The sequence below is a fragment of the Gammaproteobacteria bacterium genome (assembly GCA_009845905.1).
Taxonomy (GTDB): Bacteria; Pseudomonadota; Gammaproteobacteria; order Steroidobacterales; family Foliamicaceae; genus Foliamicus.
This window is the reverse complement of sequence record VXYS01000003.1, coordinates 153,219-167,117: the sequence shown is the minus strand read 5'-3', so window position 1 is coordinate 167,117 and position 13,899 is coordinate 153,219. Positions and strand designations below refer to the sequence as shown.

The window sequence follows — 13,899 nt, the reverse complement described above, 5'->3', positions numbered from 1 at the left end:
GGGGGCCTGCCGCGCTCCTGGGACCTGTTCGCAGACCCTAATCCGCCGGGTCCCAGTCCACGATCAGCCGGCGCGCCTGAAGGTCGACCTCGCGTACCCGGCTGCCCTGCACGAAGGGGATCAGCCGCCTGCGTTCACCCTGCACGATCAGCACGTCGTTGGCGCCGGTGGCCATCAGGCCGCGCACCCGGCCCAGGGGCCGGCCCTCGAGGTTACGCACTTCCAGACCCTCCAGGTCGGCCCAATACCACTCCTTCTCGCCGGCCGGCGGCAAATCCGCGCGTTTCACCCGGATTTCCGCGCCGCGCAGCTCTTCCGCCGCATCGCGCGTCTCTATCCCGTCCAGACGGCATTCCAGGCCCCGGGGCGTGATCCGCAAGCGCCGCAAGGTCATTTCCCTGCACTGATCGTTCACGAGCAGATTCCAGGTACGGTAATTCTCAAGTTGCTCCGGCGGATCGGCAAAGGACTTCACCCTGAGCCAGCCTTGCAGTCCCCGGGCGGCGCCCAGCCGGCCCATGGGAATCAGTTTCGCTTCCGGCGTTGGGTTCTCCGGCGGTTCCGGCTCAGCCGGAGTCCTTCTCGGTCGCGGTGGCGTCTTCGCCATCTTCCTCGGCGCCGTCGTCATCAGGCGCTGCCTCGTCGGGTTCTGCTGCGTCGTCCGCCGCAGCCTGTTCGGATTCGCCCTCGCCTTCCGCCTCGGCCGCGGCAGTTTCTTCGGCTTCTGCAGGCGCAGCGGACTCTTCGGCGGTTTCCTCGCTCGCCGCTTCCGCCTCGGCGGCACTCTCTTCGGGTTCGCCGTCCGCCTCGGCCGTCTTTTCCACGGCGGACTCTTCCGCAGGCGCCTCTTCGGCCACAGCCTCTTCCGCGGGAGCTTCGTCGGCCTCGACTTCTTCAGCCGGAGCCGTCTCCGCCGCAACCTCTTCGGCCGCCGCCTCTTCCTCCGCAGCGTCTTGCTCCGGGGGCTCCGTCGCAGCGGCTGCTTCCTCGGCCGCTTTCGCCGCCAGGTCGCCTTCCATGCGGCGCCGGCGAATCAGTTGCCGCACACGTTCGGAAGGCTGTGCGCCCTGTCCCAGCCAGTAATCGACGCGATCCAGGGCCAGCTTCAGGGGCTGCTCGCCGCCGGTCGCTATGGGGTTGTAGAAACCCAGCCGCTCGATGAACCGGCCGTTGCGCTTGTTGCGCCGGTCGGTAACGACAATGTGATAGAAGGGCCGCTTCTTGGCCCCATGCCGGGATAGCCGTATGCCTACCATTGAAAGTGATCCCGCGGCCAGGCCGCTCGCCAAACCCGCGAATTGTACCAAAGATGGTGCCGCAACCGCCACGTCAGGCCCGGCCCAGGCGCGGGGTGAAGCGGGCCGTATGCGGCGCCGCGACCTGCGAGGACGCCAGCGCGCCCAGCAGGTCGGAAAGGTCTTCCATGCGCCGGGACACCAGGTGGATGACGTCGTTTTCCCGCTGCACTTCGCCGCGCACGCCCAGCAGGATGGACGACATCAGCACGTCCCGATTGCGTTCGAATACGTCGCGCCAGACCACGACGTTCACGACGCCGGTCTCGTCTTCCAGCGTCAGAAACACGACGCCTTCGGCGCTTTGGGGCGCCTGCCGGACCAGGACCAGCCCGGCGGCGGCGCACGGATCGCCGTGGTTGGCTTCCGCCACCATCGCCGCGGCGCCATACCCCAGTTCTCCCAGTTGCGTCCGGGCAAAGGCCAGCGGATGCCCCTTGAGACTGAGGCCCAGCGCACCGTAGTCGCGCAGCACCCGCTCGCCGGGAGGCTCGACCGGGAGTCGCGCGCACTCCTCGTCCGGCAACTCGTCCAGGCCGGCGGCGGAAAACAGCGGCAAGGGCCTGCCGACCGGCAGCCGTTCCACTTCCCACAAGGCACGCCGCCCGGTCAATTCCATGGAAGAGAAGGCGTCGGCGCGCGCCAGGCAGCGCAGCGCCCCCTTGTCCAGGACGGCCCGCCGCCTGAGTGAAGGAATGTCCGCGTAGCCGCCTTCCCTCTCCGCCACCAGGCGCTCGGCCGCCGCGGCGCCCAGGCCCCGCACCTGCCGCAGACCCAGCCTCAGGGCAGGCCGCCCGCCGTCGTCCGGGGTCAGCGTGCAGTCCACGTCGCTCGAGTTGACGTCCACCGGCAGGACGTTCACGCCGTGTTCGCGCGCGTCGCGCACGATTTGCGCGGGCGCGTAAAAGCCCATCGGCTGGCTGTTGAGCAGGGCGCAGGCGAACACCTCCGGGTAGTGACGCTTGAACCACGCCGAGGCGTAGACCAGGATCGCAAACGAGGCTGCGTGGCTTTCCGGAAAGCCGTATTCCCCAAAGCCCTCAATCTGGCTGAAGCAGCGTTCGGCAAACTCCGGGGAATAGCCGCGGCCGGTCATTCCGGCAACGAATCTCTCGCGAAACGCCTTTACGGTTCCGGTGTTCCGGAACGTGGCCATGGAGCGGCGCAGGGCATCCGCCTGCGCCGGCGTAAAACCGGCGGCGACCACCGCGATCCGCATCGCCTGCTCCTGGAACAGCGGCACGCCCAGCGTGTTGGCAAGGACCTTGCGCAGTTCCTCCGACGGATATTCCACCGGCTCCTTGCCGTGCCTGCGGCGCAGATACGGGTGGACCATATCGCCCTGTATCGGGCCGGGGCGAACGATGGCCACCTCGATGACCAGGTCGTAGAAGCAGCGCGGCCGCATGCGCGGAAGAAAGTTCATCTGCGCCCGGCTCTCAACCTGAAACACGCCCACGGCGTCGGCCCGGCAGAGCATGTCGTACACCTCGGGATCTTCCGCCGGTATGGACGCCAGCGTCAACGGCCGGCCATGATGCCGCGCGAGCAGGTCCAGGCACTTCCTCAGACAGGTGAGCATGCCCAGGGCCAGCACGTCCACCTTGAGCATTCCCAGGTCGTCGAGATCGTTCTTGTCCCACTCGATCATGGTCCGATCGGCCATCGCGGCATTGGCTATGGGCACTGCCTCATCCAGCCGTCCGCTGGTCATGATCATTCCGCCGGGGTGCTGGGACAGATGCCGCGGAAACCCGACCAGCTCCGCGGCCAGGGCCAGCGACGCCTTCAGCCGCGGGTGTTCCGGGTCCAGGCCGAGAGCCCTTAGGCGCGCCTCGTCGGGCCAGCCGCCCCCGCCCCAGATCCGTCCGGCCAGGGCATCCAGCGTCGCCTGCGGCAATCCCAGCGCCTTGCCGGTCTCGCGCAGCGCGCTGCGCGGCCGATAGTGGATAACCGTGGCGGTCATTCCCGCGCGCTCCCTGCCGTAGCGCCGATACACGTATTGAATGACTTCCTCGCGCCGCTCGTGCTCGAAGTCCACATCGATGTCCGGCGGCTCGCCGCGATCGCTGGAAATGAAGCGCTCGAACAGAAGATCGATCTTCGCGGGGTCCACCGCCGTGATGCCCAGGCAGAAGCAGACGGCCGAATTGGCCGCGCTGCCGCGGCCCTGGCAGAGAATGTCCTCCTTTCGGGCATGCCGGACCAGGTCGTAGATCGTCAGGAAATACGGGGCGTAATCCAGTTCGGCGATCAGCTTCAGCTCGCGCGTAACCATCTCCCGGACCCGCGGGGGAATTCCTTCCGGGTAGCGCTCGGCCGCCGACTCCCAGGTCAGGCGCTCCAGCCATTCCTGGCGCGAATGGCCTTCGGGGACCTGCTCTTCGGGGTACTCGTAGCGCAGTTCGTCCAGGCTGAAGGACAGACCTTCCGCGATTTCCAGGCTGCGGGCAACGGCGTGTTCGTAGCCTTCGTAGAGGCCCAGCATTTCCTCCGCGCCGCGCAAGTGGCGTTCGGCATTGGCGTCGAGCCGGAACCCCGCGGTATCGATGGTCACGCCCTCGCGCACGCAAGTCAGCACGTCGGCCAGCTGCTTGCGGTCGGGCGCGTGCATCCAGGCGTCCGCCACGGCGACCAGCGGAATCGACCATTGCCCGGCGATGGCCTCAAGCCGTTTTAGCCGGCCTGCGTCCTGTCCGTCGAAACAAAGCGGCGCGGCCAGACCCAACTGTTCGGCGCCGGCGTTGGCCAGGCGGGACAGGCCGGGAATGTCAGCTGGGGTGCGCGGCGGCGCCACCAGCAGGACCTGCCCGGCGGCATGCGCGCACAGTTCCCTGAGACTGAAATCGCACTCGCCCTTCGCCGCGCGGCGCTTGCCGAGGGTAAGCAGCCGGCACAGCCGTCCCCAGGCCGCGCGGTCGCCGGGATAGCAAAGAACGTCCGGGCCGTCGCGGGGCTGAAGACGCGCCCCGGGCAGGAAGCGTATGCCCGCCTCGCGGGCCGCAACATGGGCCCGAACCACGCCCGCAACGCTGTTGCAATCCGCCAGCCCGATCGCCGCAAGGCCCAATTCGGCGGCCCGGGCGACCATTTCCGCCGGGTGTGAGGCGCCGCGAAGAAAAGAGTAGTTGCTTGCCGCCGCCAGTTCGGCGTAGGACGGCCTCATGGGTCAGCGGCCCATGCCCTCAGGCAGCCAACGCCTGGACATACCATCGAGAGGCCTCATCGGCGGTCGGCTGTTTACGGTACAGACACAGGGAGCGCCCCTGCTCATCCTCCACCAGCCAGTATTCCCGGCCGCCGCGTTCCGCGCTGCGCCACCACTCCGCCAGCACGCGCCTGGGACCTTGCGCACGCCGCAGCGACAGCCGCTTGCGGCGCCAGCGTATCCAGGCCGGCGGTCCGCCGGCCTCCGCAGCAGCAGCCTCCACGGGCTCGGCCTGCTCCAGCAACAGCAGCGGGGCGCGCATGACCTCGTGCGGCGCCTCGAATCGATGCTCCGGCGCAGCGCTGTCCAGCGCCGAGACAAAACGCCACCGCCGCTCGGGCAGGTAACTGTCTTCCGGCGTCGGGACGCGCACGGCATCGGCCCCCAGGCGGCTGCAAAGCCGGTCCACCAGGCGCGCGAAATCGCCCTTGAGGTTGCCCGCGGAAGCGCCGGAGAGCCAATCCGCCTGTTCGGCCATTACGTCTTCGGCGTCGCGGGCAACCAGGCTGACCGCGTCGTAGCCCACTCCGCGCTCCCTGCCCGGCGCGCCCGCCTGCAGCTTTTCGTCCAGAAGTTCGGTCAGTTGCGGCGCCGGCTGAATGAGCCGGGCCGTGCGCAGGCCATACGCCACGCGTTTGCCGTCCGAGCGGTGCAGGATCAACTCGAAACGCCGCGAACCCATGCCCGCCGCGGCCAGTTGACCGCAAAGCCGAACGGCCAGTTCGGCAACCGCCGCGGCAATGGGCTGCCGCAGCACCACGGGGCTTTCAAAGTCCATCCGCGCCCTGAATTCCCGCGGCGGCGGCAGGTAGTCCAGGGGTTCGGGAGCCTGGCCTGCGGCCTGCTTCAGGCGCAAGGCCGTTCCGGCGCCGAACCTGGCCTGAAGGGACCCGGGGGCAATGCCGCCGAGAGCGCCGATCGTGTCCAGGCCCAGCTCCCGCAACAGGCCGCAATCCTCCGCATCCAGCCGCAGCGCCTCGACCGGCCATGCGCTCATGGGCTCAAGACCGCTGCCCGGCGGAAGTATGGTCACAGGCCCCGAAGCGGCCCGGGCCCCGGCCCAGGCGGCGCCGGGCGTGTCCGCGAGGCAGATCCGTCCCGCTTCACCCCGCTCCTCAAGCTCGGCCAGAACCTCGCGAAGCAGCCGGCGTTCTCCGCCGAACAGGCCGATGGAGCCGGAAACGTCCAGGAACAGGCTGTCGCCGGGCGCCAGGGCGATCCTTGGGGTGAAACGCCAGCAGGCATGCGCCAGGCGCGCCAGGCGTTCCGCGAGCAATCGCTGCGCGGACTCAGCCGGCGGCCCGGACGGGGTTCGCTCGTGCAGGCGATGCAGCCAGACGCAGGCGATTCTCATGCTCGCTCCATTCGATGTTCCAGGCGCCGGGCGTCCAGCCGGGGGCCCGCTCCAGCCCCAGGCGCCAGCTTCGCGCGCCGGGCAGTTCAAAGCCGCGCCAGGCGAGTCCGGAAGGCGCGCTGGACGCCGGCTCCACCCGCCAGCGGGTCTGCGCGGAGGTGGCCTCACGAATCCGGGCGCCGCGCGCCAGAAAGATTCTCGATCCGTTGCGCAGCGCCCGCAACGACAGGCGCCGCGACGCGGTAAATCCGTAATGCCGCTCCGCTCCGGGCAGGCAGCCCGCTACCGCCAGCAGACCGGGGCAATCCAGCGCCTGCTCCAGCGCCCATAGCAACTCGCGCTCGTTCTCCGGCTCAACGAAAAGCACGTTGCGGGGGTTCAGCCCGATAGCGTTCAGGCCCTCGCCGCAAGGCATCCCCCAGCGGCGCGTGGCGGCGCTGGTCTGCACCCATACCAGGCGCCCTTCGGCGGCGCCCGGCAGGGACGCGGCGGCGCACAGAAGCAGCGACAGCGCCGCCGCCCGATTCGCGCCCCGCTCTCCCAGAAACTCGTGAATGCCGGACCGTTCCAGCACTGCCAGCGGCCATCCCCGCTCCTCGCGGGAGGCAGCCCGGTCGAGGGTCGTCACAGCATCGCGCAGGCTCTGCTCTACCATCTTCGTATTCGTTCAATCGGACCCCCAAGTTTAGCGCCCCAGGGATGGTCTGCCACCGTAGCCGTTAATGTGCTGCCCTCGCCGTGCTGCCCTCGCCTTTTTCCTCCCCGTCCTATTGGGGAGCGTTGGAGCAGGGACAGCGAGAATCGAGCCAGGATGGCGTCTCCCCGATAGGACGGGGAGGAAAAAGGCTTTAGCTGCTAGGGGCCGTTGAGGCGGAGTTCTCTGGCGGCGGACAGCAGGTAGTTGCGCGCCTGCGGGTTCTCCAGGTCCCGGGCCATGCCCTCGAGCGCCCTGGCCTTGCGCTCGGCGTGGCGCATCTCCTGAGGCTCGATCAGCATCAACTGGTCCGCGAGCCAGGCCGCCCAGCGGTAATCCCTCAGCAGCAGCGCGTTGTCCAGCGCCGCGTCCAGCGAGATGGCGCCGGAAGCCAGTTCGTGCAATCGCCAGGCCAGCGTGCGCGGAGCGAACGGTACCAGGCTGCCGGGCTTGCCGTCGAACCAGCCCATATGGCGCGCGTATACGGAGCGCACGGCCCAGCCCAGCGTGCCGTGCGACTGCGCCAGGACCGGGCTGGAGGCCAGATTCGGCGGCAGGCGGATTGCAGCGGCCAGTTCCCCGGGGGCCAGGCCCGCGTCGATACCTCGCAGGGTCTCGTCGAGGACGAAACGAAGCGCCGCGGCATAGTCGGCCAGCGCCCGGTCGATCGCGGCCGCGCCGAACAGGGGCTCAAGGTGCCCGGCAATCAGCACTTCGGCCTTCTCCGCCCGCATCCGGTCCAGGCTGCGCGCCCATTGCTCGAAATCCGCCGCCTGGTCGCCGATCCCATCCAGGTCGCCGGGAAAGGCCTGGTAGAAGTTGCCTCCGGCAATCAGCACCTTGCGTTCGGGCAGCCAGACGTAGAGCTGGTCCTGGGTCTCGCCCGGAGCCGCGACCAGTTCCACCATCACTCCCGAGATCCGCAGCCGGTAGCGGTCGCCGTAAAACAGGCTGTCGGGAGGCAGGTAGCGATCCCCCGTGTCCTCTTCCGCCGGCAGCGGGTCGATCACCGCGACGGCGCGCTGCTCCTGTCCGAGAAGCAGGCCCTTCTGCCGCTGGCGCCGCTTTCGCGCCTCCACGCCGGTCACGCTGCGCCTGAGCATGAAGTTGGAGCGCGCGTACACATTGGGTGCGAAGTAACTTCCGGTGAACGCCGCCGCGCCGGCCACGTGAGACCGGTCGCCGTGGGTATAGATGACTGCGGCGAAAGGCAGTTCCACGCGTTGCCGGTAGGCGGAGGCGGCCCTTTCGGCCGCGGCGCCGGAGTGGTGCGCGTCGACCAGGATGGCCGCGTCCTCGCCGGCGATCAGGGTGGAGTTCGACGGGCCGAAACCGGTTGCCAGGTAGACGCCATCGGCGACCTCGATCACCTCCCCGGCCCAGGCGCGGGGGGCGGGAAGAAACGCCAGCGCTGCAAGGACGGCGGCAGCGCGCGCCCGCCAGCGGACGTCGGTCATTCGGGGTTTTCGAGCACGCGCGATACGGAAAGCCAGGAACCGACCGGAATGATCATCGATTGCAGCCTTTTTTCGGTTGCGATGCGCTGATTGAAGACCTGGATCCCGTAGGCCGGATGATCGGGCGCCAGTTCCTTGTGGCCCTCGCCGAAGCAGTTGGTGTTGTCGCCCAGGATCAGGCCGCCCGGCCGGGTGTGCTCAAGGGCGAAATCGAGCGCGTCGGAGTAAACCTCCTTGCCCGTGTCGATGAACATCAGGTCGTAGGGCCCGTGCTCGGCCAGTTTGGGCTGCACGTCCAGCGCGCTGCCCAGTACGATGCGAACTTTGTCCTCCACCCCGGCGCGGCGAAAGTTCTCGCCCGCGACTTCGGCGTGCAGCGGTTCGAACTCGTTGGTCACCAGCAGGCCGCCCGGGGGCAGCGCGCGCGCCAGCCAGATTCCCGAATAACCGGCCAGGGTGCCGAATTCCAGGATCCTGCGCGCGCCGATCAGCCGCGCGAGGAGATTCAGCGCCTGCCCTGTTTCGGCGTTCACCGAGATGTCGGGCATGCCGCGCGCGACCGCCGCGGGCATGATCCCGGCCAGCAGTTCGTCCTCGTGGTCGAAGAGGCTGCGGCGATAGGTGTCGAGGTCGGGATAGGCGGTCATGGGCTGGCAACTTTGCGGGCACGGCGTAGTATATCGGCCAGCCGGGAAAGGAGGATCGAATGGCTACAGCCTCGGAGAAGAAGCGCATCGTTGAGGATTTTCTCAAGCGCTGCAACGACTATTCCGACAACAAACTTCGGAAGTACCGCGCGGCCCTGACAGGGGCGGACGACGAGCAGGACCTCGCGATTCAGGACAGGATCAGCCACTGGGTGGCCTATCGCGCGTTCAATGAGCACGCGATCACGGAGCTGAAAGGCTCGGAGCTCGACGACTGGTTCGACGATGACTGAAAGCCTGGAGACCGGCGCATTCCGCCGGCACGCGCACGAAGTGGCGGACTGGATTGCCGACTATTTCGAGGAAGTCGAAGGATTCCCGGTGCGCTCGCAGGCGCAACCCGGCGACCTCCTTGCCGCCCTGCCCTCCAGCGCGCCCGAACGGCCCGAGCCGATGGAGCGCATCCTGGCGGACTTCCGGCAGTTGATCCCGCCGGGCATGACGCACTGGCAGCATCCGTCCTTCTTTGCGTTTTTCCCCGCCAACTCGAGCCCGCCATCGGTGCTGGCGGAGATGCTGACCGCCGGCATGGCGGCCCAGTGCATGCTGTGGGAAACCTGTCCCGCCGCCAACGAACTGGAAGCCCGCATGATGGAATGGCTCCAGGAGTTGCTCGGCCTGCCCCGCGCCTGGCGGGGAGTGATCCAGGACTCCGCCTCGGGGGCCACGCTGTGCGCAATGCTTGCGGCGCGAGAGCGGGCGAGAGAGAACACGGTGGTCGACAGGCTTGCGTTCTATACCTCCGACGAAGCCAATTCCTCGGTCCACAAGGGCGCGCGCATCGCCGGGTTCCCGCTGGACTGCATCCGCAGCGTCGACACGGACGAGCACCAGGCAATGAAGCCGGATGCGCTCGCGCAGGCGATCGAGGCCGACCGGGCGGCGGGGCTGACACCGGCCTGCGTGGTAATCACGCTCGGCACGACCGGCACCGGAGCGATGGATCCGCTGGCGGATATCGGTGGGATTTGCCGGCGCGAGGGCGTCTATCTGCACGTCGACGCCGCCTGGGCCGGCAGCGCCCTGATACTGCCTGAATACCGCCACCTGCTGAACGGCATTCAGGACGCCGATTCCTTCGTGTTCAATCCGCACAAGTGGATGTTCACCAACTTCGACTGCTCGGCGCACTTTCTCAGGGACCCCGAATCGCTGCAGCGTTCGCTGTCGATCAATCCCGTTTACCTGCAGAACACCAGCGACGAGCAGATCACCGAGTACCGCGATTTCGGCGTCTCTCTCGGCCGCAGGTTCCGCGCGCTGAAGCTTTGGTTCGTGATTCGCGCCTTCGGCGCCGACGGCCTGCGCGAAAAGATTCGCTCGCACATCGAGTGGACCGGAGAGCTCGCCAGGGAGGTCGAGGCCGCCGAGGACTTCGAACTGGTCACCGGCCCCAACCTCGCGCTCATAACCTGGCGCTATGCCCCCGAGGGCGTAAGCGGAGTTGCGCTGGACGAACTCAACGAGCGTTTGCTGCAGGCGATCAACGACGACGGCCGCCTGTACCTGACGCGGGGTTCGGTGAACGGCCGCATGGTCATCCGCTTTTCCGTCGGCCAGACCCGCACCGAGGCCGGGCACGTGCGCTCGGCCTGGAAAACGATTCAGGAAATCGCGTTATCTATCTGATATAGATAGTGAACTATCTGAAAAGATTCTAACTATCTTAAAAAAGACTCTAACTATCTTAAAAAAAGATATCTAGTGCTGTTCGGCGGGCTTGCCGATATCGGCGGCTGGGCGCTTGCGTTTTCTGCTGGCGGCCTTTTTCTTCTTCTTGCCCGTCTTGCCCCAGCCCGGCGGCGGGGTGGGCTCCTCTCCTTCCATGATCTCGCCGATCTGCAGCTGCTCGATCGTTTCGTACTTGAGCAGCGCGTCGGCCATGGCGTGCAGGCGCTCAATGTTGTCGACAAGAATGGTCCGCGCCCGCTCGTAGGCGGTGTCGATGATTTCGCGCACTTCCTTGTCGATCGCGTGCACCGTGGCGTCGGACACCTGCTTGTGCTGGGTGACCGTGCGACCCAGGAACACCTCGCCGTCCTCCTCGCTGTAAGTCAGCGGACCCAGGCGGCTGGACAGGCCCCACTTGGTGACCATGTTTCGCGCGATCGCGGTGGCGCGTTCGATATCGTTCGAGGCCCCGGTGGTCACCGCGTCCTTGCCGAAGATCAGCTCCTCGGCAACGCGTCCGCCGAACAGGCTGGTGATCTGGCTGGTCAGGCGCTGCTTCGAATGGCTGTGGCGGTCGACTTCCGGCAGAAACATCGTCACGCCCAGCGCACGGCCGCGCGGAATGATCGTGACCTTGTGCACCGGGTCGTGTTCCGGCACGCTCAGGCCCACGATGGCATGCCCTGATTCGTGATAAGCGGTGAGCTTGCGCTCCTCCGGGCTCATCACCATGGACTTGCGTTCGGTGCCCATCAGGATCTTGTCCTTGGCCTTCTCGAACTGCTCCATGGTCACGGACTTGTTCCCGACCCGCCCGGCCAGCAGGGCCGCCTCATTGACCAGGTTGGCGAGGTCGGCGCCGGAGAAACCGGGCGTTCCGCGCGCCAGCGTGCTGGCGGAAACGCTGTCGTGGACCGGGACCTTGCGCATGTGGACCTTGAGAATCAACTCCCGTCCGCGAATGTCCGGCAAGGGCACCACCACCTGGCGGTCGAAGCGGCCGGGGCGCAGCAGCGCCGGATCCAGCACGTCGGGCCGGTTGGTGGCGGCGATGACGATGATGCCCTCGCTGCCGGCGAACCCGTCCATCTCCACCAGGAGCTGGTTCAGCGTCTGCTCGCGCTCGTCATGACCGCCGCCCAGGCCGGCGCCCCGGTGGCGTCCGACCGCGTCGATCTCGTCGATGAAGATGATGCAGGGCGCCTGTTTCTTGGCCTGCTCGAACATGTCGCGCACTCTCGATGCGCCCACGCCCACGAACATCTCGACGAAATCCGAACCGGAGATGGTGAAGAAAGGAGCCTCCGCCTCGCCGGCGATCGCGCGCGCCAGCAGGGTCTTGCCGGTGCCGGGCGGGCCCACCATGAGCACGCCCTTGGGGATCTTTCCGCCGAGTCGCTGGAATTTGGAGGGGTCCTTCAGGAACTCGACCACTTCGGCAACCTCCTCCTTGGCCTCCTCGATTCCGGCGACGTCCTCGAAAGTCACGGGGGTCTGGTCCGGATTGAGCAGGCGGGCGCGGCTGCGGCCGAAAGACATGGCCCCGCCACGGCCGCCCACGCCGCCCTGCATCTGCCGCATGAAATACAGCCAGATGCCAATCAGCAGCAGAAACGGCAGCAGGTTAAGCAGGAATGAAACCCAGGCGCTCTCCGTCTTCGGTTTGGGCGAATGCACCTCCGCACCGCTCACAGTGAGCTCGCGCACCAGTTCGGAATTGTCGGTGGAGGGTGGGCTGTAGGTTACGAATTTCTGTCCGCCGACCTGTTCGCCGCGAATCGTGCGGTCTTCCAGGATTTCGACTTCCTTGATGCCGCCGTTGCCCACCAACTCGAGGAACTGCGAGAAATTGATCTCCTCGGCCTGAGTGCCCCGGTTGTTCAGGGGCTGCAGCAACATCATCAGGGCCAGCGCTATGACCAGCCACAGGAAGATATTCTTGGTGAACTTGTTCATTCGGGCTGCGGCACGATCCTCAGATAGGGCTTGGGCGCTTCCCAACCGTCGGGGAACTTTTCCCTGGCCTGTTCGTTCGAGACCGCGGGCACGATGATGACGTCCTCGCCCCACTTCCAGTTCACCGGGGTCGCGACCTGGTGCGACGCGGTGAGCTGGCAGGAATCCAGCAGCCGCAGCACTTCGTCGAAATTGCGCCCCGTGCTCATCGGGTAGGTCAGCATGGCCTTGATCCGCTTGTCCGGGCCGACGACGAAAACCGAGCGCACGGTGAGGTTATCCACCGCGGTGCGGCCTTCGGAGGTGTCGCCGGCGCCTGCCGGCAGCATGTCGTACAACTTGGCGATCTCGAGGTTGGGATCGCCGATCAACGGATAGGTGACGGCGTGTCCCTGCGTTTCCTCGATGTCCTTGACCCACTCGTTGTGATCGCTTACCGGATCGACGCTCAGTCCGATGACCTTGGCATTGCGCTTCGAGAACTCCGGCATGAGCCCCGCCATGTAGCCCAGCTCGGTGGTACACACCGGCGTGAAATCCTTGGGGTGAGAAAACAGAATGGCCCAGCCGTCGCCGATCCACTCGTGGAAACGAATTGCGCCTTCGGTCGTCTCGACCGTGAAGTCCGGCGCCACATCGTTGATTCTCAGGCTCATCGCGTGCCTCCTTGATGAGTACGGACCCCTGCAGTGAGGTCCGGATTAGCCGACCGATTGTAGCAAACAGGTGTTCTTGCCGTGGACAAAACGTTGACACGTACGGGAGTTTTTTCTTCTACACGGGACTTGAGGGCGACAAAGCGCTTCTTCAAGTGGCTGCTATAGCCGTTCTTTGCTTCCCTACTTCCCAGAGTGTTGGAGCCACTGGCGGCACTGCCGTCAGAGTGGAACCAAGCCAGTGAGCGCCGATGACCCGGCGCTCACAGCGTCTCCCGGAAGTAGGGAAGCGAAGAACGGCGAGATCGAAGCACCGAGTCAGGTGCGGCCGACCAGGTATGTTTCGCGGCTCGCCTTTCTCGAAGCCGCCGGCGTGCGAAGCCGCGCCTTGCGCAAGCCGGCGCGGGCCGTGGCGACGAATTCCTCGAAACCGGCGCCCTGAAAGAGCTTGGTCACGAACACGCCCCCCGGCCGCAAAAGTTCAAGAGCCGCTTCGAGGGCCATGGCGGCCAGTTCCATCGATACCGCCTGGTCCCGGTCCCGGTTGCCGCTCAGCTTCGGCGCAAGGTCCGAAAGGACCGCGTCCGCCGGCCCGCCCAGGGCCCGCCGGAGGTCCGCAACGACCGCAGTATCGGCAATGTCGCCCTGCACGACCTCAACGCCCTTGATCGGCTCCATCGGCTCGATGTCTATCGCCACGACCCGTCCGCCCGGCGCCACCTTTCGCGCTGCGTACTGGCTCCATCCCCCGGGCGCTGCGCCCAGATCGACGATCCTGCCGCCACGGCCGAAAAGGCGCTCGCGGCGATCGAGTTCCCGAAGCTTGTATACCGCCCGGGACCGCCATCCTTCCGCCCGCGCGCGCCGGGTCCAGTGGTCCGCCCAGGCGCCTGTTTTCATC

At 66.9% G+C, this 13,899-nt stretch carries 12 protein-coding genes; 2 read left to right on the top strand and 10 right to left on the bottom strand.

The genetic code is table 11. From position 1 onward, the window contains the following. Positions 1–37 precede the first annotated feature (37 nt). The 7 genes from rimM to F4036_00790 form a co-directional block, all read right to left on the bottom strand. Positions 38–520 carry a 16S rRNA processing protein RimM gene (gene rimM / locus F4036_00820; protein ID MYK36285.1) on the bottom strand — a complete coding sequence of 161 codons (483 nt, stop codon included), beginning with the start codon at positions 518–520 and terminating at the stop codon, positions 38–40. A 46-nt stretch (positions 521–566) separates the two neighbouring features. After that, a complete protein-coding gene (gene rpsP / locus F4036_00815; protein MYK36284.1) occupies positions 567–1,256 on the bottom strand; it encodes a 30S ribosomal protein S16 in 690 nt (229 codons plus the stop codon). Between the two features lie 73 nt (positions 1,257–1,329). After that, the gene (dnaE, locus tag F4036_00810; protein ID MYK36283.1) at positions 1,330–4,461 is read right to left on the bottom strand and encodes a DNA polymerase III subunit alpha; all 3,132 of its coding nucleotides are present in this window, start codon (positions 4,459–4,461) and stop codon (positions 1,330–1,332) included. A gap of 19 nt (positions 4,462–4,480) precedes the next feature. After that, entirely contained in the window at positions 4,481–5,857 is a 1,377-nt protein-coding gene (locus F4036_00805; protein MYK36282.1) for a DNA polymerase Y family protein, read from the bottom strand. Then, entirely contained in the window at positions 5,793–6,512 is a 720-nt protein-coding gene (locus F4036_00800) for a hypothetical protein (protein MYK36281.1), read from the bottom strand. Before F4036_00800 ends, F4036_00805 begins: the two co-directional genes overlap by 65 nt. Positions 6,513–6,712: 200 nt before the next feature. Beyond that, a complete protein-coding gene (locus F4036_00795) occupies positions 6,713–8,008 on the bottom strand; it encodes an MBL fold metallo-hydrolase (GenBank protein ID MYK36280.1) in 1,296 nt (431 codons plus the stop codon). Continuing rightward, the gene (locus F4036_00790) at positions 8,005–8,655 is read right to left on the bottom strand and encodes an O-methyltransferase (GenBank protein MYK36279.1); all 651 of its coding nucleotides are present in this window, start codon (positions 8,653–8,655) and stop codon (positions 8,005–8,007) included. The genes F4036_00795 and F4036_00790 overlap by 4 nt, the downstream gene beginning before the upstream one ends. A gap of 59 nt (positions 8,656–8,714) precedes the next feature. Between F4036_00790 and F4036_00785 the strand changes: the two genes are divergently transcribed. Both F4036_00785 and F4036_00780 read left to right on the top strand, forming a co-directional pair. Further along, positions 8,715–8,948 carry a hypothetical protein gene (locus F4036_00785; GenBank protein ID MYK36278.1) on the top strand — a complete coding sequence of 78 codons (234 nt, stop codon included), beginning with the start codon at positions 8,715–8,717 and terminating at the stop codon, positions 8,946–8,948. Between the two features lie 4 nt (positions 8,949–8,952). Beyond that, positions 8,953–10,344, top strand: coding sequence for an aminotransferase class V-fold PLP-dependent enzyme (locus F4036_00780; protein MYK36277.1), 1,392 nt, complete (start codon positions 8,953–8,955; stop codon positions 10,342–10,344). 72 nt (positions 10,345–10,416) lie between these two features. On the opposite strand, the gene F4036_00775 is transcribed toward F4036_00780, so the two are convergent. The 3 genes from F4036_00775 to F4036_00765 all read right to left on the bottom strand — a co-directional run bounded on the left by F4036_00775 (position 10,417) and on the right by F4036_00765 (position 13,898). Next, the gene (locus F4036_00775) at positions 10,417–12,342 is read right to left on the bottom strand and encodes an ATP-dependent metallopeptidase FtsH/Yme1/Tma family protein (GenBank protein ID MYK36276.1); all 1,926 of its coding nucleotides are present in this window, start codon (positions 12,340–12,342) and stop codon (positions 10,417–10,419) included. Then, positions 12,339–12,998, bottom strand: coding sequence for a peroxiredoxin (locus F4036_00770; GenBank protein MYK36275.1), 660 nt, complete (start codon positions 12,996–12,998; stop codon positions 12,339–12,341). The genes F4036_00775 and F4036_00770 overlap by 4 nt, the downstream gene beginning before the upstream one ends. 318 nt (positions 12,999–13,316) lie before the next feature. Next, on the bottom strand, positions 13,317–13,898 hold the full coding sequence (locus F4036_00765; GenBank protein ID MYK36274.1) for an RlmE family RNA methyltransferase: 582 nt from the start codon (positions 13,896–13,898) through the stop codon (positions 13,317–13,319). Between the last annotated feature and the right edge of the window lies 1 nt (position 13,899).